This window comes from Catonella sp. (assembly GCF_052173895.1).
GTDB lineage: Bacteria > Bacillota > Clostridia > Lachnospirales > Lachnospiraceae > Catonella.
Genome location: NZ_JBQMXS010000001.1, coordinates 90,827 through 113,088, shown reverse-complemented (window position 1 = coordinate 113,088; position 22,262 = coordinate 90,827). Strand labels below are relative to the sequence as shown.

Here is a 22,262-nt window from a genome sequence, read left to right as displayed (position 1 = left end):
GATTGTAGAATTGATTTGTATTAAAATGAGTGCGAAAGACTTTTATTTTGAAAATTTTGAAAAATGTAAATAAATCTATGGAGGTAGAAAGATGACAAAAGAACTTAATACTATAGGCGTGCTTACAAGTGGAGGAGATGCTCCGGGTATGAATGCTTGTATAAGAAGTGTTGTACGTGCAGCTCTTTCAGCAGGGAAAAAGGTAAAGGGAGTAAGAAGAGGATATGCAGGCCTTCTTGATGAGGATATTATTGATATGGACTCAAGAAATGTATCAGATATGATACAGCGTGGTGGTACTGTGCTTTATACAGCAAGATGCCCTGAATTTAAGGAGTCTGAAGTGCAGGATAGGGCAGCTGAAATATGTAGAAAACATGGCATAGATGGAATGGTTGTTATAGGTGGAGATGGCTCTTTTCAGGGGGCAGGCAGGCTTGCTGAAAGAGGAATTAACACAATAGCACTTCCGGGTACTATTGACAATGATATTGCTTGTACAGAGTATACTATTGGTTTTGATACTGCAGTTAATACAGCTATGGAATGTATAGATAAGGTAAGGGATACTTCCACTTCTCATGAAAGATGTAACATTATCGAAGTTATGGGAAGAGGAGCAGGTTATATAGCACTTTGGTGTGGTATTGCCAACGGATCTGAGGAAATTCTTACATCTGAGACTTATGATGGAAAGCTTGATGCAATAATAGGAAGAATTAAGGAACTCCGTTCAAAAGGCAAAAAGCATTATATAATTATCAATGCCGAAAGCGTTGGTAATTCCAATGAGATGGCAAAACTTATTGAAATGGCTACAGGTATGGAAACAAGGGCTACTGTTCTTGGACATATTCAGAGAGGTGGTGGACCTACTGCTGCAGATAGGGTATACGCAAGTATGTTTGGGGCAAAGGCAGTAGACCTTCTTTTAGAGGGTAAGACAAATCGTGTAGTAGGCATGAAGGGCGGACAGTTTGTAGATTACGACATAGCAGAGGCACTTAAGATGACCAAGACAGCAGATCCTTGGATGGTAGAGCTTGGAAGGAGGCTTGTAAGATAATGTCGATTTTTGAAGGAGTTGCAACAGCCCTTATAACTCCATTTAGTTCTGATGGAAGTGTAAATTATTCTAAGTTAGAGGAACTTATAAATAAGCAGATTGAAGATGGTGTGGACGGTCTTGTAATATGTGGGACAACAGGTGAATCGGCAACCCTTACTGAGAGGGAGCACATAGATGTTATAGCTAAGGCAGTTAAATTCGTAAATGGAAGAGTGCCTGTGATTGCAGGTACCGGTTCAAATTGTACTCATACAGCTATAGAAATGTCCAAAGAGGCAGAAGAGGCAGGAGCAGATGCACTGCTTTTAGTATCCCCTTATTATAATAAGACTACAGCTGATGGCTTATATGAACATTTTGCAGATACTGCAAATGCGGTTAAAATACCGGTTGTGTTATATAATATTGCCGGAAGAACAGGGATTAATATTGAGCCGGAAACTGTATATAAACTTGCAAGAGATATAAAAAATATAGTTGCAATAAAGGAAGCCTCAGGCAATATTTCTCAGATAGCTAAAATAGCAGCACTTACAGCAGACCTTGACTTTGACATTTATTCGGGTAATGATGATCAGGTAGTGGCTGTTTGTGCACTGGGAGGTAAGGGAGTGATTTCTGTAGTTTCTCATGTTATACCTAGAGAAATGCATGATTTGGTAATGAGTTTTATAAATGGAGATACAAAGAAGGCATTATCAATTCAGAATAAGTATCTTTCACTCATAAATACGTTATTTATAGATGTCAATCCTATTCCTGTAAAGGAAGCTATGAATATTTTAGGCCATGAGGTTGGAGGATTTAGAAAGCCTCTTACGGCTATGCCTAATGCTCATAGGGAGATTTTAAAAAGAGAACTTATAAATGCAGGACTTTTAAAGTAATATAAAGGAGGGTGTTATGAAAAAATTAATTGGAATCGCCTCAGCCATTGCAGGAGTAGCAGTTTTGGCAGGAACAGTATATATGCTCTATAAGAAATTTTGCCCTTGCTGTAATGGTGGCTGTGATGTGGAAGAGTGCGGATGTGAAGGAGAGGTTTGTGAAACAAAAGCTGCCCCTCACTCCAGAGGTTATTTTAACCTAAAAAGAGTACAGGAAGCAGCTGAAAGTGAAGTAACAGAGGCTTAAATAAAAATTCATACTTAGATTAAATTAAAATGTTCCATTGCCTTGTATATGCCGTCCTCAATTAAAGGAGGGGCTACATACGAGGCAATTTTTTTAATATTCTCATCACCGTTGCCCATGCAGATAGAATTTGGAAGGAGTGTAAGCATTTCTCTGTCATTTTCGCTGTCCCCAAAGCCAAAAGCTGATGAAAGTGGAAGGTTAAGATGGCCAAGTACAGCTTTGATAGCAGTAGCCTTGTTGAAACCGTTTGGTAGGAATTCAACAAAACCATAACCTGACCAGCTAACCTTATCATCTTTATTATTTGTATCTAAAGGTGTATTTGCTGCCTTGAATTTATCTTCATTCGGCGTTCTATGGATAATCGCAGTCATAAAATCTTTTATATCATCTGTCATCTTCATAGCATAATCCCATTGGAGAGGACTTATCATGCCTGAAAATTTACCTACACTTAGCTCTTCCAGATTGTCACGCCTGATTTCTTTTAGAGGGGCAGAGAGCTCTTTTAAAAGAACCTTGAGCCTTGTAGGGTCACTATATCTCTCAAGGGGAAGAACATGAATATATTCATTCCCTTCGAAGAAAAGACCGAGGTCTGAGCCTTCAAACCAGTCTAAAAGTCTTGAAAGTTCAGTAGGTGTTAATCGGTGGTCAACAAGCACTTTGTTTTCAAAGGATATATAAGTTCCACCTCCACAGATGATGCCGTCAAAGCCTAAGTCTAAGAGTTTTTTAGGCAACATAGACTTACTTCTGCCACTACAAATAAAGCAAAGATTACCCTTTGCCCTTGTCTTTTTAATTGCCTCTATAGCAGTTTCAGGCAGATATTCCTTTCTGCCAAGTAAAGTTCCATCAATGTCAAAAAATAATATTTTCTTCTTCATAATAAAATAATTATAGTAGTTTAATTAGGAATTGGCAAGAGGGAAATATACTGCTATCTATGTATGAATAGTAATCAAAACAGTATTAACTATCAGTTATAGGTATGTTATCAAAAAAATATCAGAAGAATTGAGATTAAAAATAATTATTTGAAAATCTAAAAGAAAACATATATAATATTGAGTAATGAAGCCTTAATGGGCTAAAATTTTCAATGAAATGGAGTGGGCTTATGGAAATTAAGCGTGATAATTATCTGCAACAGTTGATTTCATACCGTTTTGATGGTTTGGTTAAGGTAATTACAGGTATTAGGAGGTGTGGCAAATCCTATCTGCTAAAAAATATATATAGAAATTATCTGATTGAGAATGGTGTAAAAGAGGAACAGATTATTACGATTGAGCTTGACCTTGCAAAAGATATTAAATATCGTAATCCGCTTATTCTTTCATCTTATGTAAGGGAAAAAGTGGAGAAAAGTAAAGAGGAATATTATCTTTTTGTTGATGAAATACAAATGTCCGATGAGGTGGCTAACCCATACAATCCTGATGGTAAAAGGATTACTTTTTACGATGCTCTTAATGATTTGAGAGGCTTATCAAATCTGGATGTTTATGTAACGGGAAGTAATTCAAAAATGCTTTCAAGTGATATTCTTACTGAATTTAGGGGACGAAGTGATGAAATAAGAGTACACCCTCTTAGCTTTGCTGAGTATTATTATGCTGTTGGAGGAGATAAAAACGAAGCATTTGATGAATATGCATTCTATGGTGGCATGCCGCTTATTTTATCGAGAATTAATGAGACGGCTAAGATGAATTATCTTAAAACACTTTTTTCAGAAGTGTATATTAAGGATATTGTTGAATGCAAGAGAATTGAAAGGCAAGATGTACTGGAACAAATTTTGGATTTGATCTGCTCATCGATTGGCTCATTAACAAATCCAAACAAAATTGCAAATACATTGAAGTCTAAACAGGGGAGTGGGGTATCTGCCAATACAATTCGTGCATATATCGGACATTTGGAAGATGCCTTCCTTTTTTCAGAAAGTAAGCGATATGATGTAAAAGGGAAATCATATTTTGACTCGCCAAATAAATATTACAGCGAGGATATAGGCCTGAGAAATGCAAGAATAGGCTTTCGTCAGCAGGAAATGACACATATAATGGAGAATATCATATATAATGAGTTAAATATAAGGCAGTTTTTGGTTGATGTTGGTGTCGTGTATTCAAGAACAGTTAATGGCAATGGAAACTCGGTTCGTACTCCAAGGGAAATTGATTTTGTGGTAAATTCAGGAGGAAAACGAACTTATATCCAGTCGGCATATGCGATGTCCACTGATGAAAAAGCAGAGTCAGAGTTAAGACCATTTACACTTACAGGAGATTCTTTCCCTAAAATTGTAGTAAGGAGAGATATTGGAAAGCGTTGGTATGATGATAACGGTATTTTGAATATAAATGTGATTGATTTCTTGTTGGATAAAGAAATTATTTAGTGATTGAATAAAACAGCCTTAATGGGTTAAAATTTTCAATAGAAGTTGTGCTTTTATCAAGATACGGAATAGTCAGGCTATTGTTGATTAGGTACAGCCTTTCTTTTAAGTTTGACTATTGAGCAAAATTTACTATTATATAATACATGGCTTTAATAAAGAATTGGCAAGAGGGAAAAGATTTGGTATTATATATTATAGGAAAGTTATAAAATGCCGATATAATACAATATATGATTTTAGAAAGGAGCTGGCAGTTATGAAGAAGATTTTGTCATTTTTGTTATGCTTAGTTATGATTATAGCTTTGCCTAGTTTTACTGTGGCTAGGGCAGATGGAGAGGATAATAAAAAAATAGCACATATAAAAGCAGAATATATAGGGAAGGTGAATGAGAGCGGAGAGGTTACTGCAGGAGATTTACTTAAGATTGAAGATTTTAAGATTGAAGTACAGTATGAAGGAGAACAAGAGTTTAAGGAACTTCCTAAGGAAGAAAAGAACTTTATAAAAATTTCTCCAGATAAGGTACCGACTGGTACGGAAAGTGGTTTTACAGTTACTATAACCTATATTAATACACAAAAGACTGTAGGTGAAAAAGAATTGATAGCAAAACCATTTATAAATAAGACAAATTTGGTTTTTAAGTCAATGGAGGCAAGATGGAATGGAAGTACAGATTATCATGTTGGAGATGAGATAAAAAAAGGTGAAATTACATTGATAGTAAGATATGATAAGATTACTTCTACGGGCAAGGTTACAGATACAAGAACTATTGCACATAGTCAGTTTACAATATCTCCGACAGCAATACTATCAGATGGTGCAAATAATGTGACAGTAACTTATCAGAATAAGACTACAAATGTAGTAATAAAAGGCTCAGGTACTAAGGGACTTGATGTGATATATTCTGGAGATAAAAATATAGTGGTAGGAAGTTCCATAGATATTAAGAAGGTAAAAGCAAGTATTGTATATAGTAATAATGATAAGAAACCTGTAAATACTAAAGAGCTTACCTTTGAAAATCTGGAAGTAAAAGCACCGGGTCCACATGATGTGATAGTGAAATATGGAGATATTAAGGGAAAACTTACAGTAAATGGAGTAGCAAAGGCTATCGATAAGATTTCTGCGAAGTATACAGGACTTGATTTGGTTGTAGGCTCAAGGATAGACCTTTCTAAAATAACAGTAGAGATAACCAATAATGATAAAACAAAGGAGAGAATTACAAGCGGTTTTACTATTTCACCTGAAACGGTTGCTAATGTTGGGGCCAACACTATAACAGTAACTTATAAAGGATATAGTGATACTATTACAATTAAGGCTACAGAAATGTTGCCAACAAACATTACAGCAACTTATAATGGGGGAACTGTTGTAGAAGGGCAGACTATTGATAAATCTAGCATCTTAGTTACAGCGTATTATCCTAATGGAACTAATAAGACGGTTTCAGATTTCGAACTTTCTACAGAAACTATGAATAAAGTGGGTATGCAGGATGTAATTGTTAAGTATAAAAATCTTACAGCCACTATTTATGTACCGGTAACAGCAAAGATGGTTACTAAATTGGAGGCTGTATACAGTGGAGGAGCTTTAGAGCAGTTCCAATCATTGGATAGAAAAAAACTTGTTGTCACAGCTACATATAATGACGGGAGCAGGTCTAATGTTGATGATTATATTATAAGCACAACTACAGCATCTAAGGTAGGAGAGAACCTGTTTACAGTAAATTATGGAGCTAAGACAGCGACTTTTGTTGTAGAGGCACTTGCAAGGAGAATAAATGGAATAGGTACATTAAAATCAGATGTGGGAAGTGGAGAATATAGTTCTACTATTACAGCTTTTATTCAGGATCAGGTAGTAAGGGAGGGAATAAAACTTGTGACTGAAGAAATAGAGGATGATATTATTAAACCTGCAATAAAAAGAGTAAATAATGCAAATACAAAAAAATATATAGCTTTTGATTTGAATATAGATAGCTTTCAGTTTGATGAAAATCAATACCTGACAGCAGAATTCACAGTACCTGATGGGTTTGATCCTGCAAAAGTGGCAATTTTCTTTACGCCTGATAGAAAAAAGACCATGATACAGTTGACCGGAGGGCTTGTGGCAAGCAATCTTTACAGGTTCTATGTATATGAATCAGGATCTTATGTGATAATGCAAAATAATAACAATGATGTAACTATGCAGGAAATGAGAGATAATGATCAGAGAAAACCTTTTATGGTAGTTGCTATAGATAGGAGCTTACCTGTAAAGACAAAGTCAAAGATTAAGCCTCATGTATTGTTTTCTCCGTATAAAAATGAAGAATTTACTTATGAAGTAGACAATGAAGATATTTTAGCAGTATCTAAGACGGGTGAAATATCTACAAAGGCAGCAGGAACTGCAAGAATAACAGTGGCAGCAAAGAGTGCAGGATTATCTGAAACTTTTGAGATTACTGTAAAAGGTAATGTTGAGGAATAAATATTATTTATTTGAAAGGAAGATATATGTCAGATTTAACTAAAGAAATAGAAAAACGCAGAACCTTTGCAATAATATCACACCCTGATGCAGGTAAGACCACACTTACTGAGAAACTTTTGCTGTATGGAGGAGCGATTAACCTTGCAGGCTCAGTAAAGGCAAGGAAAACTAGCAGACACGCCGTATCAGACTGGATGGAAATAGAAAAGCAGAGGGGAATCTCGGTGACTTCTTCGGTAATGCAGTTTGAGTATGGTGGATGTTGCATAAATATATTGGATACACCAGGCCATCAGGACTTCTCAGAGGATACATACCGTACTCTTATGGCAGCAGATTCAGCAGTGATGGTTGTTGATGCAAGTAAGGGTGTGGAGGCTCAAACTATAAAGCTGTTTAAGGTATGCGTAATGAGACATATACCTATCTTCACCTTTGTAAATAAGTTAGATCGTGAGTCGATGGATACTTTTGAACTTATGGATCAGATAGAAAGCATATTGGGGATAAAAACCTGTCCTATTAACTGGCCTATTGGATGTGGTAAGAATTTTAAGGGAGTTTATGATAGAAATACCGAAACTGTAATGGAATTCAAGGCAGCAAATGCAGGTACAAAGGAAGTAGAAACAAGCTATTTTGATATAAAAGATGTAGGAGCAAAAGACTCACTTGGCAATGAAAATTTTGAGAAACTTATGGAAGAACTTGAACTTTTAGACGGTGCCTGCCCTGAGTTTGATCAAGAAAAGGTAAGTAGGGGAGAGTTAAGTCCGGTATTCTTCGGGTCTGCACTTACCAACTTCGGTGTTGAGACATTTTTAGAGCATTTCCTTAAAATGACTTATATACCATCTTCCAGAAATACAGATAAAGGAGAACTTGATCCGCTTTCAGATACATTTTCAGCCTTTGTTTTTAAGATTCAGGCTAACATGAATAAGATGCATCGTGATAGAATAGCATTTATGCGTATTTGCTCCGGTAAATTCGAGGCAGGTATGGAAGTAAATCATGTGCAGGCAGGAAGAAAGATAAGGCTTGCACAGCCACAGCAGATGATGGCACAGGAGAGAAAGATAGTAGAAGAGGCCTATGCAGGAGATATTATCGGTATTTTTGATCCCGGTATTTTCTCAATAGGAGATACTGTTTGCTCTGCGAATGAGAACTTTAGGTTTGCAGGCATACCTACCTTTGCTCCGGAGCATTTTGCAAGAGTTCGTCAGGCTGATACTATGAAACGTAAACAGTTTGTAAAGGGAATAGAGCAGATAGCCCAAGAAGGAGCAATTCAGATATTCCAAGAATATAGTCAGGGCTTTGAGGAAATACTGGTTGGAGCAGTTGGTGAACTTCAGTTTGATGTACTTAAGTTCAGGCTTTTACAGGAGTATAATGTGGAAATCCGTCTTGAAACCCTACCTTACGAACATATAAGATGGATAGAGAATAAAGATGTGGATATGGATAGTCTTTCGCTTACTATGGATGCAAAGAGGATAAAAGATATGAGAGGCAGACCACTGTTAATATTTACTCATCCTTGGAGTATTCAAACTGTACTTGAAAGGAATGAGGGGTTAAAACTATCTGAATTTGGTAACGCTGAGATGTAGTACATCTTGCCGATAAGCGTTTTACTGGTAGAAAATTTGTGCTAAGTTTATAAACCATACCAAACTATCTTGAAATTATGCCGAATTTGTAGTAGAATAAAATGACAGTGTCCTAAGAGTAAAGGGCAATTTAATTTTATGATAAGCTTTAAGGAGGAATTTTTAATGATTTCAGCAGGCGATTTTAGGAATGGCCTTACAGTCGAGATTGACAACAGTGTTTTCCAGATAATTGAATTTCAGCATGTTAAGCCGGGAAAAGGTGCAGCTTTTGTGCGTACCAAACTTAGAGACATAAAGAACGGTGGTGTTAAGGAGACTACATTCCGTCCTACTGAGAAATTTCCTCAGGCAAGAATAGACAGGAAGAATATGCAGTATATGTATACTGATGGTGATATGTTCAACTTCATGGACAATGAAACTTATGAGCAGTTTGCACTTACCGGCGAGCAGGTAGGTGATGCACTTAAGTTTGTTAAGGAAAATGAGACAGTATCAATGCTTTCACATAACGGAATGGTATTCTCAATAGAGCCTCCTATGTTTGTAGAGCTTGAGATTACTGATACTGAGCCTGGATTTAAGGGAGATACTGCTACAGGAGCTACAAAGCCTGCAGTAGTTGAAACAGGTGCTACAGTTTATGTGCCTCTTTTTGTAAATCAGGGTGATAAGATTCAGATTGATACAAGAACAGGTGAATATTTAAAGAGAGTATAATTTTACAGGCTGTCACAGAGGGTGACAGCCTATTTAGGTTTAAAAGGAGAACATATGTATAAGGCAGTGTTATTTGATATGGATGGACTTATATTAGATACGGAGAAACATTATCAGAAAGCTTGGATACAGGCAGCGAATGAGATGGGATTTAAGATGACAGTGAAGGAGCAGCTTTATCTTAGGAGTTGTACAAAAAAGTATGCTGAGCCTATTATGCAAGAATTTTTTGGAAAGAATTTTGACTATGATAAGGTAAGAGACAGGCGAAAAGAAATAATGGAAGAAGACTTGAAAAAATTTGGTATAGAGAAAAAACCGTTTGCAGATGAAATTTTAGATTATCTTAAGAAAGTAGGGATAAAAAGAGCTTTAGTTACAGCTACACCGGAGGAAAGAGCTAGAGAATGTTTAAGAGAGACAGGGCTTGAAGAAAAGTTCGATCAGATTATTTGTGCAGATATGGTAAAAAATGGAAAGCCTGAGCCGGATGTATATATTTTTGCCTGTGAGAAGGTAGAAGAAAAACCATCGGATTGTCTGGCACTTGAGGATTCTCCTAATGGAGTACGTTCTGCAAATGGAGCAGGAGTAGATGTAATTATGGTACCTGATCTTTCAGAACCTGATGAAGAGATATCTAGGCTTATAATAAGAAAAGCAGGAAACTTAGGAGATGTAATAAGTTTCCTGCAGGATTTATCTCATTAGATGCATTTTTTCAGCGAGCTTTATTAAAGAGCGACCACCGGGAAAGAATCTAAGTTCTCTCTGACTTATGCCCCTAAATAAGAGCTCGAATATAAAGAATGAGAGCAGTCCAATAGGGATTGAAACTGCAAGTCCAAGGTAATATTTTTGGGTTATATAAAGTACAAAGTTATAAGAGAAATATACCAAAAAGCCCATAATTCCGGATGCTACAGTTGGAATTATGAAAGTTTTGAATAACTCAATTCTTATATGTAGGACAAATCTTATAATCCCCCAGCTTAAAACTATAACTACAGCAGGCATTAGCATATTGCCAAATACAAGTGCCAATATAGTCACATTGGTATATCTTAATAATACAAAGATAAATGCTACATCTATAAGCATGGCAATAAGGTTTATCATTACCGGAATCATCATACTGTGAATACTCTGTATTACGGTACTAAACAGAATAGAAATAGTGTAAAGAGTAATGGTTACAGAACCGATTAGCATAATTTTATTGATAATAGGGTCAGTATCACCAAAAAGAAGTCTTATTATAGGGGCACCTAGTAGGGCTAAGCCAACCGTAGAAGGGATGGCTATAATCATGTTAAATTTGAGTGCGAGCCTAACCTTTTTTTCAACTTCTTTATGAGTACTTAAGACATTTCCTCTAACTAAAGAAGGAATGGAGGCAGTGGTAATTGCACTTGTTATACCCATTACAATATTACATAGTAAAAGGAATTTGCCCTCATATATTCCGTAAAGTGCAGTGTATGATTCTTTGGCCATTCCCTTTAGATGGAGAATATTATTAAATAAAGTCATAGAAATAAGCCCGTTACTGCGTACCAGTATTTGACTAAGCATAACGGGTATGACAGTAGCAAGGATTATTTTTATTAGGTAAGGCATAGTATTAGGTTGAGACCTATCTCTGCGTCTCTGTTTTTTAAGCGTAGGCTTATTTAAAACGAGAAGAAGGTAAATGACTATGAGTCCGAAAAGTGCTCCTGCAAATGTACCTGTAACACCTCCTGCAGCACCATGTGCAGCTATGTCTAAGGAGGCACTATGAGATTTTGCAAATGTGAAGGCAGCCCATACACTTACGATTCCATTTATAATCTGTTCAAAAAACTGTGATAGTGCAGTAGGAACCATTGTTCCCTTACCTTGGAAAAAACCTCTTATAACACCAAGTACTGCACTTACCACTACAGTAGGTGCAAGAGCTTTTAGAGGTATCTGTATAGCAGGGTTAGCGAACATATGTGTGGCAATAAAACCTGCACCAAAGTAAACACCGGCAGATAGAAGTCCACCGGATATTACTGAGACAATCAGAGCGCCCACAAGGATTTTCCAAGCATTGTTATATTCTCTTTTGGCAGTCTTTTCTGATACGAGCTTAGACACTGCCATAGGCATTCCATAAGAGGAAATGATGAAACAGAAATTATATATTTCAAAGGCATAGCCATAATAACCTATTCCTTCATTTCCAAGTATTCTTGCCATTGGAATTCTATACACCAGTCCTATGATACGGACAAGTATGGAGGTAATGGCAAGTATACTGCCTTGGACTAGAAAATTATCAGTTTGTTTTTTATGTTGTGAACTCATTATATATTCCATTTCTTAAGTATAAGTTTATATATATTCCATTCTACCTTTTTTTAGGGAGAATATCAACTTTTTTTGATTTTGACTTTATTATGCCTCAAGAATTGATTATTATGTTAAGCCTAAGGAGGATTACATGAAATTAACTAAGATTATATTGGCTTTATTTTTAGCTTTAAGCATTTCTGTAGGGATATTCTCATACAAGGCTTTAGCATCTGAAATACTCTTTAATGACAGGTATTTTCATTTTCAGTGGGGACTTGACAATGCTAATGACATAGATATAGATTTTCCGGAAGTAAGAGCTATGTATAGTGGAGGTAAACAGGAGACTATAGTAGCTGTAATAGATACCGGTGTAGATTATAATCATGAGGATTTGCAAGATGCATTTTGGGTTAATAAGGGAGAAATTCCGGAAAATGGTATTGATGATGATGGAAATGGATACATAGATGATGTACATGGATGGAATTTTTATGATAATAATAATGTATTATATGATGGAAAAGAGGATATGCATGGTACACATGTCACAGGAATAATAGCGGCTACCATAAATTCAAGGGGTATAGCAGGAGTTGCAGGCAGCAGTAGTGTAAAAATAATGGTTTTAAAGGTAATGAAAGATGAGGCAGGATATACATTTAATATTGTAAATGCAATAAATTATGCAGAAAAAATGGGAGCTAAAATTTGTAATTTAAGTTTTGGAACGGAAAGTACGGATAAAGATTTGGAAGAAACTATAGAGAATTCAAAAATGCTCTTTGTAATTGCAGCCGGTAATGGAGATGCTATTACCGAAATAGGTAATAACATAGATTTAAAGCCTATGTATCCGGCATCGTATAGTTATGATAATATTATTACGGTAGCAAATTTACAAGAAGATGGTAAACTTCATCCGAGCTCTAACTATAGTTATACTGCTGTAGATATTGCTGCACCGGGAACAAAAATACTTAGTACCATAGACTCGGAGACTTTTAATGTATTTCCAAACATATCCTCTCCTTATGGTTCTGTAAATGGGACATCTATGGCAGCTCCGTTTGTTACGGGAACTGCGGCTTTATTGTATTCAGATTTTCCGGGTATTACTCTTTCTCAGGTGAGAGAGGCTATATTAAATGGGACAAAGAGCCTGCCTTCTTTATATGGTAAGGTTGGGACAGGAGGAATGTTAAGTGCATTAGGAGCCTATAATTACGCCTATAATCATTATCAGTCTTTTTTGGACTTTAATAAGAAGATAGAAGAGGCGAAGATAAAAGAGGCAAAGATAGAAGAGGCTAAAAGGCTTGCTGAGATAAAAAAAGAAGAAACTAGAAAACTGGAAGAAACAAAAAAGCTAGAAGTGGAGAGGGAAAAAGCTGAACTAAAGAAGAAAGAGCTAAAAGAACAAAAAAGACAGGAAGAAATTAAGAAATTAAAAACATCTATTAAATTTTATCGTACGAAGACAGGAAAAATACGTCTGAAAATAGGCAATAAAGGCATTGTGGCAGTGAGGGCAGTAAAAGGAAAGAAAGGGATTACATATTTCAAAAAAGGTACAAAAGGCTATGAAATCAAACTGAATAAAAAAAATGAGGTAGTTTTGGCACTGAAGAAGGGAATAGCCACATTTTATGTAATTGATAAACAAGGGCATGAAGTTATAAAAAGAGTAGTTGTAAAATAACTACTCCCATGTAAATATTTTTGATTTATCTATATATTTAGCTGACTGGGTTATAAGGAACTCGGTCAGTTTTTTATTTTCTACGAGGCCGTATGAATATACACCATTTTCAAGAGTATAAGGATAGTTTAAAATTATAGAATTTTCACGCTTTTTCTTCATTTTAGAAAGAAAATCCTTAGATACCCTAAAACTGCCTATACTTATATCTTTGAGAGCTTGTGCAGGGATTTCCATAAAAATTTTGTTTAGCATTTCGCTGTATAAATTTTCCCAGTTCGGAACTTTTAATATAGGGTCAAAACAAAGTCTTAGGCTTAAGCCCAGACTTATAGCAGTTTTAACGGCTTTAAGACGGCTATCAAAATTAGGGGTTTTATGCTCATACTTTGTACTAATCTCGGCAGGAGAAAATGTCCATGCAAAAATAAAATTTTTAGGTATGATAAGCCCCTCATCCAAATATTTTTTAATAATGCCTATATTGGCACTTTTTGTACGACATTCAACAGTGAGGTTCTTATGTTTTGCAGTGTAAGATATAAATTCCTTTATAAAGCCTGTAATTCCTTCTAAAGCTAGTAAATCCGTATCATAAGAAATGCAGATATACACAGGATGTTCGTTTAATAATTGGTTAAGTTCAGAGAAAATATCTTCTATATTTACAAAAATTACTATGTTGGCAGAAGGATACATCCCTATAAGATAGCAGTATTCACAGTCATAGTAGCAGTTCATTATAAGAGAGGTATAGTAAAAATGTTCATTGCCGAAGTTTTCACATACCGGTGCACCCTCATATATTAGTCTTCCTTCTTTCTTTGCAATTATAAGAGAAGGAGAATGTTTGGAAAGCAGGAGATTTTGACCACCGGGAGTAAAAACATCTTTATAGTGATTTATGCTAATAAGAGTACTGTTTTGAAATAATTCTAAGATATCTAGTGTCTTAGAATTGTTTTTAACTTTGTCTTCTACATAAATATGTGCAAAAGCTCTGTTAAGCAAGTCTTTGTCTGAGAACATTGAGAAACTCCTTTCTAAGCAGCTTTTTGTTGGCTTTGTCTTCTAAGTTTTGCTTGATTTCTTCTATTAGTCTGATAAGGTCTATTCCGGTAAGAAAGGCGTATTTTAACAGGCTTTTTAATATAATAATTTCAGAAGAAGTGAAACTGTATTCCTTTATAAACTCAGAGTAAAATGAACTTTGGATAAAATACTCAAATGAAGTAGAAAGGTCAGTTTCTTTTATCTTGTTTTGAGCAGAGATTATAGTTTCTGCGTATAAAATAAGTGTATTAAGGTTGTATCGGCTCTTTGTTTCTCTGTTTTGTAAAGACTCAAACACAAAAATATCTTCATGGGCAAAGGTTTTTCTTAAGTTTTGATAGGTTTCATAAAGTTCATTGGATACAGATTCTTTTTCAAAACAGTGAAAATCTCCAAACATGGCAGGAAAGAGAAAGGATGTCTTATCTTCCTTTGATATTTTATTGATAAGCTTTATATTGATAAAACTTTCACAATTTAACGGAGGGTTTATCATAATGATAGCCCCTCCGTTTATATTTATAATTCTAATATTTGTATCAGACATTTACGGACAATTCCTCCCATCGCTCTAAAAGGCTTTCTATGCGTTCGTCATTGGCAGTTTTTTGCTTATGGATTTCCATTAGTTTGCCAACATCTGAAGAGATAGCAGGGTTTAAGAGCTGTTTCTCAAATTCGGTATTTTCCTCTTCCAGTTTTGCAACTTCGTCTTCAATTCGTTTTAGCTCATTTTGTATTTTGCGAAGTTCTTTTTGCTCTTCTTTTTGCAACTGCCAATTCTGTCTGTTGGCAGAAGTTTCGCTTTGTATAACATTATCAGAGGTATTATTGTTTAAAAAGGCTGATTCTAATGTTTCTTTTTTTTCTAAATAATAATCGTAATTGCCTATATAATTAATAAGTTGTTTGCCGGTAAGGTCAAGTATCCTTGTTGCAGTTTTATTTATAAAATATCTATCATGGCTAACATATAATACCGTACCCTCATAGCTGTTAAGGGCATCCTCAAGAATCTCCTTAGATGTAATATCAAGGTGGTTGGTAGGCTCGTCAAGAAGTAAGAAATTTGCCTCGGAGAGCATAAGCTTTGCAAGGGAAACACGCCCTTTTTCACCACCGGATAAGGTACCAATAAGTTTAAATACATCGTCCTTAGTAAAAAGGAAACTTGCAAGTACATTTCTTATTTCGGTATTAGTGAGATAAGGGTATTCATCAGATATTTCGTTAAATAAAGTTTTATCCGGGCTTAGTACTTGATGCTCCTGATCGTAGTAGCCTATTTCAACATTAGTTCCAAGAGTCACTTTGCCACTGTCTGAAGGTAATAGAGCGTTTATTATCTTAAGAAGGGTGGTCTTTCCGGTACCATTACCACCTATAATTGCAACCCTTTCACCTCTTTTTATTTCAAAGCTGATATTTTCAAAAAGAGTATCATCAAAGGACTTTGTCAAATTTTCTACATTTAATACATCTTTACCACTTTCTTTATGAGGCTTAAGTGATATTTTCATAGAAGAATCTATTTCAGTGGGCTTATCTATTTTTTCGATTTTACCAAGCATTTTTTCACGACTTTCAGCCCTTTTAATAGATTTTTCACTGTTAAAGGAACGGAGTTTATCTATTACGGTTTCCTGATGTGCGATTTCTTTCTGTTGATTAAGGTATGCCTTTAGTTTGGCCTCTCGCAATGCTTTTTTCTTGTTGGCATAATCTGTATAATTTCCTAAAAAGGTAGTTGCTTTACAATTATTAATCTCTACTACCTTTTCAGCAACATTGTCAAGAAAGTATCTATCATGTGCAACTATGAGGACAGCTCCATTAAAATTTTTAAGATAAGTTTCAAGCCAACCTATAGCTTTCATATCAAGATGGTTAGTAGGCTCATCAAGCAGTATAATATCGGGTTTTGAAAGCAGAAGTCTTGCAAGGTAAGCTCTTGTTTTCTGACCGCCGGAGAGAGTGTTTACCTTTCTGCTAAACTCTTCTTCATCAAAGCCAAGTCCCTTTAATATACCGGTTATCTCACTTTTGTAGGCATAACCGTTTTTAAGTTCAAATTCATGCGTAACTTTGGAATATTCTTCGTAAACAGCATCAAGAGCAGTACCATCTGCTTGTTTCATTTTAGTTTCAAGAATACGCATCTTATCTGCGAGTTCAAGAATATCTTTTTTTACCTCAAGCATTACATCAAATATGGTAAGTTCGGTATCTATATTTTGGTGTTGTGCAAGATAGCCTATGGTAGCACCCTTTGCAAGGAATACATCTCCGCTATCAGCAGACATCTCGTTCATGATTATTTTTAAAAGAGTGGACTTACCTGCACCGTTTATGCCTACAACAGCAACTTTTTCACGCTCGTTTATATGAAAACTAACCTCTTTAAGTACAGGGCCGGTTACAAATTCTTTTGAAATATTATTACAGGATAATACCATTATGTCCTCCTGAATGTTTGATATGTGCAAATATATTCTACTACACTATAACATATAAGTGCAAGTATGATGTTTTAAGTATTATTTTTGGTGGATTTGACTGAAATAAACTGTATTTATATTGTATAAAGTACAAAATAGGTGTAAAATAAAGAAAATGTTCAAGGGAAGGGCAGTATATGAGAAGAAGTGCAAAAATAGCTGGTATTTTACTTTCAGCAAACTTATTTTTAGGTTTGTGGGGTGGAGTTGTAGTGAAGGCGGAGGATTCCTTACAAGGGTATGCCTATAAAGATGGGAAAGCCTATGCAGTGGAAATAAGAGGCAAGGAAACTAAGGTAGTAGAAACAGGAAGTGCTAATAAAGTAAGTTCAGAGGCTTTTAAGGAAGATAGGCTGACGGTTAGGATAGGAGAAGGTGTTTCAGAAAAATATTTCTGTATTGATAAGGAAGGCAAGCGATACGGAGAAGAATATGATGATATGGGAGAGTTTAGTGAAGGACTCGTAAGGGTAGGGAAAAGAGTAAATAAAGAAGAATATCGCTATGGAGTTATGGACAGTAATGGAAAACTTATTGTTCCTATGAAGTATGCGTGGGTGGATGATTTCGTAAACGGAATGGCAATAGTAAGAAGTGGTGATGAGAACGGGGAAGTTGCAAAGGTAGGAGCTGTTGATAAAAACGGTAAGGAAGTAGTTCCTTTAAAATACGATAATATTAATTCTTTCAATAAGTATGGTTTTGCTGTTGTTGCAGTAAGTTGGAATGAAAATAGCAGAGGTCTTATTAATCAAAAAGGAGAAATGGTTATAAGTCCACAATATAATATGTTTTATGAGATTGAGGGAAGTGAATTATACAAGACAGAAAAGATAGAAGGGGAGCGTACTACTTATGGCCTTATGAATTATAAAGGAGAATTAGTTGCATCCAACAAATATTCCAATGTTGAAATATATGATGACCTAAAGCTCGTTGTCTTGAAAAACACAAATGAGAATGGAATAATGGATAAGGTTGGAATGATTGACTACGAAGGAAAGAATCTTCTTCCCTTTGATGCAAGTTATATTAGTGACCGACAAGAAAAAGGAGTCTTTTTCGTAAGAAAGGGCGAAAATGAAGAGGCAAGATTTGGAATGGTGGATGCAAAAGGAAAGGAACTTTATCCCTTCACACTTTCTACCCATGATAATTTTGAGCATGGACTTGCAAGAGTGAGTAAGGGCGTAAATTATGACCAATGGGGATTGCTTGATGCAAGTGGAAAAGAGATTGTGCCTTGTGAAGATGATTATATTTTCCCATTTTCGGAGGGATTGGCAACTTTCAAAGATAAAGACGGAAAGTACGGATTTTATGATACTAAGGGAAAAGTTGCTTTAGATTTAGGTAAGGAATACTCTGGGTTAGAATATTTTTCTGATGGTCTTTGTGCAGTAAAGAAAAAGGGAAAATACGGTTATATTGATAAAAAAGGAAAACTTGTTATTCCTTGTAAGTTTGATGAAGTAGACCTCTTTATAAGGGGGCTTGCTAGAATTTATAAAACAGATAAGATGGGAAACAGAAGAATCGGTTTGATTAATAAAAAAGGAAAACAGGTGACACCGGTTCAATATACAGATATAGAGTATAAAGATTCGGGAGAAATTAAGGTTGGTTTAAAAGATAACTATATCACTAAATATGGATTTTTGGACAAAAATGGCAAGATGATAGTACCTCCAAAATATAATGAGGTATATAGCTATCATGATAAAGCAGGTATTGTGAGTATATTGAAATCAAATGGTGATGTAAAGTTCGGCTTGGCAGATAAGTCAGGTAAACTCGATAAGACTATTAAATTTGACGATATTTATACACCTTACAAGGGTATGTTTAAAACTGTAAAAAACTCTAAATATGGAATGATGGATGTGAAAGGAAAAGAACTTTTAAAACCTATTTATACGGACATTGAGAATTATCCTGAGAATGGGGTGGATCTTGCTGTTATTTCAAAGAATGGAAAGCAAGGTCTTATTAACGAGAAAGGAAAGATTGTTCTTCCGATTAAATATAATGATATTTTTATCAATGAAAATGGTGCGAAGATTGTAGTTGGAAAAGGCTACAAAGACTATAAGTATGGTTTCGTAAATAAGAAAGGTAAGATTATATTAAAACCACAATATACCTATATTGGTAGCTTTGAGAAGGGAATGGCTATTGTTGCGAAGAATGAAAAAGAAGGCTATGTGAATTTAAAGGGTGAGATAGTAATACCTTTAAAATATGACTGGATAGGTTCTTTTATGAACAATGACCATGTGATTGCTGAGAAAAAAGGCAAATATGGTATGCTTGACAAAAAAGGAAAAGAACTGATTCCTTTACAGTATGAGGGTATAGAGGTGATTTCAGAAAACTTATATCTTGTAAAGAAAAATGGAAAATATGGCTATTTGGATAAAGATGGAAAGGTAATTATTCCAACTGAATTTGACTATATTTTAGTTAAATAGTACTAATCTTTAAAAAGGGCTTAGAATGTAGGAAACTATGTTTTTAAGCCTTTTCTCTTTACAGTTATATAAATCCTTTCTATAATGAAGATGATAATTACCTTGATAATGCCTAATTAGGAGAAATCTATGCTTACAGTAGAACTTGACCACGAAAGTAAGATGCCACTTTATGAGCAGCTTTATGTTAAAATACGGGATTTTATTTTAAATGGAGAATTGATAAAAGGAGACAGACTTCCTTCTGAAAGAGGACTTGCAGTTAATTTACAGATAAGCAGAAATACTGTATCTCTTGCTTATGAACAGTTATATGCAGAGGGATATGTGGAGGTACGCCCTCAAAGTGGATATTATGTAAATCAGGTGGATAAGATGGGGGAAGGTAGGAATTGGAACCTTGTACCTATAAAAACTGAAGAAAAATCTATAAAAACAGAATACAAATATGACTTTTCTCCATTCTCACTTTGTAAGGAGAGCTTTCCTTATAAGATGTGGGACAGATTATATAGAAAATGTTTGAGGGATGGTGGGGGAAAACTTTTTAACTTAGGTGAGCATCAGGGAGATTTAAGGCTTAGACAGGCAATTTCGAAGTACCTATTTGGTTATAGAGGACTTGTGGTAAAACCTGAAAATATGATAATTGGCGCAGGTACAGGCTACCTTTTACAGCTTTTGGAGAATTTGTTTGATGAAAGCATTGAATTTGCTATGGAAGATCCGACTTATATGCAGGCATATAAGATATTTTCGTCATTAAATAGAAAAATAAGACCTATTAGCTTAGATAAAAGTGGACTTAAGACTGATGAACTGGAAAGGACGGATGCAAAGGTAGTATATTTAACTCCTGCACACCAGTTTCCAACAGGACTGGTTATGCCGATAAGGAGAAGGAGGGAGATTCTTGAATGGGTATCAAAGGAGGAAGAGCGGTATATAATAGAAGATGATCATGATAGTGAATTTAGATACAAAGGTCTTCCAATACCACCAATGAAGGCTATAGACAGTAGCGATAAGGTTATATATCTTGGCACATTTTCAAGGACGGTTGCCCCTGCAATAAGGATTGGATTCATGGTGTTTCCGGATAAACTCCTTCAAAGATATAAGGAAAAACTGGCTTTTTTAGCCTGTCCGGTTCCTAGGATAGAGCAGGCTGTGCTTACTGAGTTTATTGAGGGTGGACATTACGAAAGACATATAAATAAAACGAGAAAAATATATAAAAACAGGCATGATGCACTTATTTTGGCATTGAAGGAATTTGGGAGTAAAATAAAAATAAAAGGTGAAAATGCAGGAATGCATCTTGTGGTAGAATGTAATTTTGGAATACATGAAGAAGAAATTATAAATATGGCTGATAGTGCAGGTATTAAACTGATAGGATTATCAAAACATAGGATTGTAAATGAAGATATAGAAGGAAAGATAGCAACCTTGCTTATAGGATATGGCAATATAGGGGAGGGAAGTATAAGAGAAGGAATAGAAACGCTTTGTAAATTATTTTAATTGTTAGCTGAGTTTGCTATATTAAGAGCAAGCTCTCATATAGGCAAACTCAGCATATTATCTTATTGTGACAAATCATTATGTTAAGAGAAATTATGATTTGTTATGGGATGTATTATCTTTTGACTCTTGCAGATTTGCCTGCCATTAAGGATTCAACTTCTGCTTTTCTTGCCATTGAAGTATCACCGGGAGTGGTCATTGCAAGTGCGCCATGTGCAGCACCGTAGTTTACAGCCTTGGTAGGGTCACCTGTTTCCATAAGACCGTATATTAATCCGGAAGCGAAACTGTCGCCACCACCTACTCTGTCAAGAATTTCAAGACCTTTATACTCGTTAGCATGATATATTTCTCCATCTACATAAAGCATTGCAGACCAGTCATTTATTGTAGCGGTCTTAACTTCACGAAGAGTGGTGCCTGCAGCCTTCCAATTGGTATATACCTTTGTTGCCTCGTTTAGCATAAGTTTGTATCCATCTAAATTAAGAGAAGAGAGATCTTCGGTGTTTCCTGGGACTTCAAAACCGAGGCAGGCTGTATAATCTTCTTCGTTACCTATCATTATATCTACATATTTTGCTATCTCGCGGTTTACTTCTCTGCACTTTTCGAGGCCACCTATATGTTTCCAAAGTGAAGGACGGTAGTTTAAGTCGTAGCTTACAACAGTGCCATATTCCTTTGCTTTTTTAACAGCCTCAATAGTAAACTCTGCAGTGCTTTCAGAGAGGGCAGCAAAAATACCGCCTGTGTGGAACCATCTTACGCCAAGCTTACCAAAGAGGTGGTCAAAATCGAAATCTCCTACTTTAAGTTTACTTGCAGCAGTGTTTGCCCTGTCAGATATGCCGAGTGCACCTCTTGCGCCGTATCCCCTTTCTGTAAAATTAAGTCCATTTCTTACAGATCTTCCAATGCCGTCAAAATCTTTCCATAGTATGAACTGTGAATCTACCTTACCGGCATCTATCATCTCTTCTATAAGATAGCCGACATCATTTTTTGCGAGTGAGGTAATTACAGCTGTTTTAAGCCCAAAGCATTTTGCAAGTCCCCTTGCAACATTATACTCGCCACCCCCTTCATAAGCATTGAAACTTCTTGCAGTTCTTATTCTGCCCTCGCCAGGATCAAGGCGAAGCATTACCTCGCCCATAGATACTTCATCATAGACGCATTCATTTTTGCTTTTAATTTGTAAATTCAT

17 protein-coding genes are annotated in these 22,262 nt (G+C 35.6%); 11 read left to right on the top strand and 6 right to left on the bottom strand.

The genetic code is table 11. The features are described 5' to 3' along the window. Positions 1-91: 91 nt before the first annotated feature. Genes pfkA through ACTTG8_RS00455 form a run of 3 tightly spaced genes read left to right on the top strand, consistent with a single transcriptional unit; the run spans position 92 to position 2,203 of the window. Positions 92-1,066 carry a 6-phosphofructokinase gene (pfkA, locus tag ACTTG8_RS00465; RefSeq protein WP_442560185.1) on the top strand — a complete coding sequence of 325 codons (975 nt, stop codon included), beginning with the start codon at positions 92-94 and terminating at the stop codon, positions 1,064-1,066. Next, the gene (gene dapA, locus ACTTG8_RS00460; protein WP_442560184.1) at positions 1,066-1,956 is read left to right on the top strand and encodes a 4-hydroxy-tetrahydrodipicolinate synthase; all 891 of its coding nucleotides are present in this window, start codon (positions 1,066-1,068) and stop codon (positions 1,954-1,956) included. Before pfkA ends, dapA begins: the two co-directional genes overlap by 1 nt. A gap of 16 nt (positions 1,957-1,972) precedes the next feature. Next, on the top strand, positions 1,973-2,203 hold the full coding sequence (locus ACTTG8_RS00455) for a hypothetical protein (protein ID WP_442560183.1): 231 nt from the start codon (positions 1,973-1,975) through the stop codon (positions 2,201-2,203). 14 nt (positions 2,204-2,217) lie between these two features. Here the strand turns inward: ACTTG8_RS00455 and ACTTG8_RS00450 are convergent, their stop codons facing one another. After that, positions 2,218-3,096 carry an HAD family hydrolase gene (locus ACTTG8_RS00450; RefSeq protein ID WP_442560182.1) on the bottom strand — a complete coding sequence of 293 codons (879 nt, stop codon included), beginning with the start codon at positions 3,094-3,096 and terminating at the stop codon, positions 2,218-2,220. A 233-nt stretch (positions 3,097-3,329) separates the two neighbouring features. Here ACTTG8_RS00450 and ACTTG8_RS00445 point away from each other — a divergent pair, with 233 nt between their 5' ends. From ACTTG8_RS00445 to ACTTG8_RS00425, 5 genes are all read left to right on the top strand, one after another. After that, a complete protein-coding gene (locus ACTTG8_RS00445) occupies positions 3,330-4,619 on the top strand; it encodes an ATP-binding protein (RefSeq protein WP_442560192.1) in 1,290 nt (429 codons plus the stop codon). 259 nt (positions 4,620-4,878) lie between these two features. Next, positions 4,879-7,131, top strand: coding sequence for a bacterial Ig-like domain-containing protein (locus ACTTG8_RS00440; protein WP_442560181.1), 2,253 nt, complete (start codon positions 4,879-4,881; stop codon positions 7,129-7,131). A gap of 26 nt (positions 7,132-7,157) precedes the next feature. Beyond that, positions 7,158-8,753, top strand: coding sequence for a peptide chain release factor 3 (locus ACTTG8_RS00435; protein WP_442560180.1), 1,596 nt, complete (start codon positions 7,158-7,160; stop codon positions 8,751-8,753). Positions 8,754-8,918: 165 nt separating this feature from the next. Further along, entirely contained in the window at positions 8,919-9,476 is a 558-nt protein-coding gene (efp, locus tag ACTTG8_RS00430; protein ID WP_442560179.1) for an elongation factor P, read from the top strand. Positions 9,477-9,530: 54 nt separating this feature from the next. Next, on the top strand, positions 9,531-10,187 hold the full coding sequence (locus tag ACTTG8_RS00425; RefSeq protein ID WP_442560178.1) for an HAD family hydrolase: 657 nt from the start codon (positions 9,531-9,533) through the stop codon (positions 10,185-10,187). Here the strand turns inward: ACTTG8_RS00425 and ACTTG8_RS00420 are convergent. Further along, positions 10,176-11,822, bottom strand: a complete 1,647-nt coding sequence (locus tag ACTTG8_RS00420) for a putative polysaccharide biosynthesis protein (RefSeq protein ID WP_442560177.1) — start codon at positions 11,820-11,822, stop codon at positions 10,176-10,178. The two genes, ACTTG8_RS00425 and ACTTG8_RS00420, sit on opposite strands and share 12 nt — an antisense overlap. Before the next feature lie 124 nt (positions 11,823-11,946). Here ACTTG8_RS00420 and ACTTG8_RS00415 point away from each other — a divergent pair, with 124 nt between their 5' ends. After that, positions 11,947-13,500 carry a S8 family serine peptidase gene (locus ACTTG8_RS00415; RefSeq protein ID WP_442560176.1) on the top strand — a complete coding sequence of 518 codons (1,554 nt, stop codon included), beginning with the start codon at positions 11,947-11,949 and terminating at the stop codon, positions 13,498-13,500. Here ACTTG8_RS00415 and ACTTG8_RS00410 read toward each other — a convergent pair whose 3' ends face one another. The 3 genes from ACTTG8_RS00410 to ACTTG8_RS00400 are packed head-to-tail and all read right to left on the bottom strand — an operon-like array spanning position 13,501 to position 17,009. Then, positions 13,501-14,529: an SPL family radical SAM protein gene (locus tag ACTTG8_RS00410; RefSeq protein WP_442560175.1), complete on the bottom strand. Its 1,029-nt coding sequence runs from the start codon at positions 14,527-14,529 to the stop codon at positions 13,501-13,503. Beyond that, complete coding sequence (locus ACTTG8_RS00405; RefSeq protein WP_442560174.1) at positions 14,504-15,100, bottom strand: hypothetical protein; 597 nt, start codon at positions 15,098-15,100, stop codon at positions 14,504-14,506. The genes ACTTG8_RS00410 and ACTTG8_RS00405 overlap by 26 nt, the downstream gene beginning before the upstream one ends. Then, positions 15,093-17,009 carry an ABC-F family ATP-binding cassette domain-containing protein gene (locus tag ACTTG8_RS00400; protein ID WP_442560173.1) on the bottom strand — a complete coding sequence of 639 codons (1,917 nt, stop codon included), beginning with the start codon at positions 17,007-17,009 and terminating at the stop codon, positions 15,093-15,095. Before ACTTG8_RS00400 ends, ACTTG8_RS00405 begins: the two co-directional genes overlap by 8 nt. Before the next feature lie 179 nt (positions 17,010-17,188). Here ACTTG8_RS00400 and ACTTG8_RS00395 point away from each other — a divergent pair, with 179 nt between their 5' ends. Together ACTTG8_RS00395 and pdxR are read left to right on the top strand one after the other, a co-directional pair. After that, the gene (locus tag ACTTG8_RS00395; RefSeq protein ID WP_442560172.1) at positions 17,189-19,522 is read left to right on the top strand and encodes a WG repeat-containing protein; all 2,334 of its coding nucleotides are present in this window, start codon (positions 17,189-17,191) and stop codon (positions 19,520-19,522) included. A gap of 129 nt (positions 19,523-19,651) precedes the next feature. Beyond that, positions 19,652-21,049, top strand: coding sequence for a MocR-like pyridoxine biosynthesis transcription factor PdxR (pdxR, locus tag ACTTG8_RS00390; RefSeq protein ID WP_442560171.1), 1,398 nt, complete (start codon positions 19,652-19,654; stop codon positions 21,047-21,049). A 115-nt stretch (positions 21,050-21,164) separates the two neighbouring features. Here the strand turns inward: pdxR and ACTTG8_RS00385 are convergent, their stop codons facing one another. Beyond that, on the bottom strand, positions 21,165-22,262 hold the full coding sequence (locus tag ACTTG8_RS00385) for a PfkB family carbohydrate kinase (RefSeq protein WP_442560170.1): 1,098 nt from the start codon (positions 22,260-22,262) through the stop codon (positions 21,165-21,167).

Bases quoted from the DNA above. Each gene is read 5' to 3' on its own strand.
- dapA (WP_442560184.1), top strand. From the start codon at position 1,066: ATGTCGATTTTTGAAGGAGTTGCAACAGCCCTTATAACTCCATTTAGT.
- ACTTG8_RS00410 (WP_442560175.1), bottom strand. From the start codon at position 14,529: ATGTTCTCAGACAAAGACTTGCTTAACAGAGCTTTTGCACATATTTAT.
- efp (WP_442560179.1), top strand. From the start codon at position 8,919: ATGATTTCAGCAGGCGATTTTAGGAATGGCCTTACAGTCGAGATTGAC.
- ACTTG8_RS00435 (WP_442560180.1), top strand. From the start codon at position 7,158: ATGTCAGATTTAACTAAAGAAATAGAAAAACGCAGAACCTTTGCAATA.
- ACTTG8_RS00420 (WP_442560177.1), bottom strand. From the start codon at position 11,822: ATGGAATATATAATGAGTTCACAACATAAAAAACAAACTGATAATTTT.
- pdxR (WP_442560171.1), top strand. From the start codon at position 19,652: ATGCTTACAGTAGAACTTGACCACGAAAGTAAGATGCCACTTTATGAG.
- ACTTG8_RS00440 (WP_442560181.1), top strand. From the start codon at position 4,879: ATGAAGAAGATTTTGTCATTTTTGTTATGCTTAGTTATGATTATAGCT.
- ACTTG8_RS00405 (WP_442560174.1), bottom strand. From the start codon at position 15,100: ATGTCTGATACAAATATTAGAATTATAAATATAAACGGAGGGGCTATC.
- ACTTG8_RS00400 (WP_442560173.1), bottom strand. From the start codon at position 17,009: ATGGTATTATCCTGTAATAATATTTCAAAAGAATTTGTAACCGGCCCT.
- ACTTG8_RS00425 (WP_442560178.1), top strand. From the start codon at position 9,531: ATGTATAAGGCAGTGTTATTTGATATGGATGGACTTATATTAGATACG.
- ACTTG8_RS00450 (WP_442560182.1), bottom strand. From the start codon at position 3,096: ATGAAGAAGAAAATATTATTTTTTGACATTGATGGAACTTTACTTGGC.
- ACTTG8_RS00395 (WP_442560172.1), top strand. From the start codon at position 17,189: ATGAGAAGAAGTGCAAAAATAGCTGGTATTTTACTTTCAGCAAACTTA.
- ACTTG8_RS00415 (WP_442560176.1), top strand. From the start codon at position 11,947: ATGAAATTAACTAAGATTATATTGGCTTTATTTTTAGCTTTAAGCATT.
- ACTTG8_RS00385 (WP_442560170.1), bottom strand. From the start codon at position 22,262: ATGAATTTACAAATTAAAAGCAAAAATGAATGCGTCTATGATGAAGTA.
- ACTTG8_RS00445 (WP_442560192.1), top strand. From the start codon at position 3,330: ATGGAAATTAAGCGTGATAATTATCTGCAACAGTTGATTTCATACCGT.
- ACTTG8_RS00455 (WP_442560183.1), top strand. From the start codon at position 1,973: ATGAAAAAATTAATTGGAATCGCCTCAGCCATTGCAGGAGTAGCAGTT.
- pfkA (WP_442560185.1), top strand. From the start codon at position 92: ATGACAAAAGAACTTAATACTATAGGCGTGCTTACAAGTGGAGGAGAT.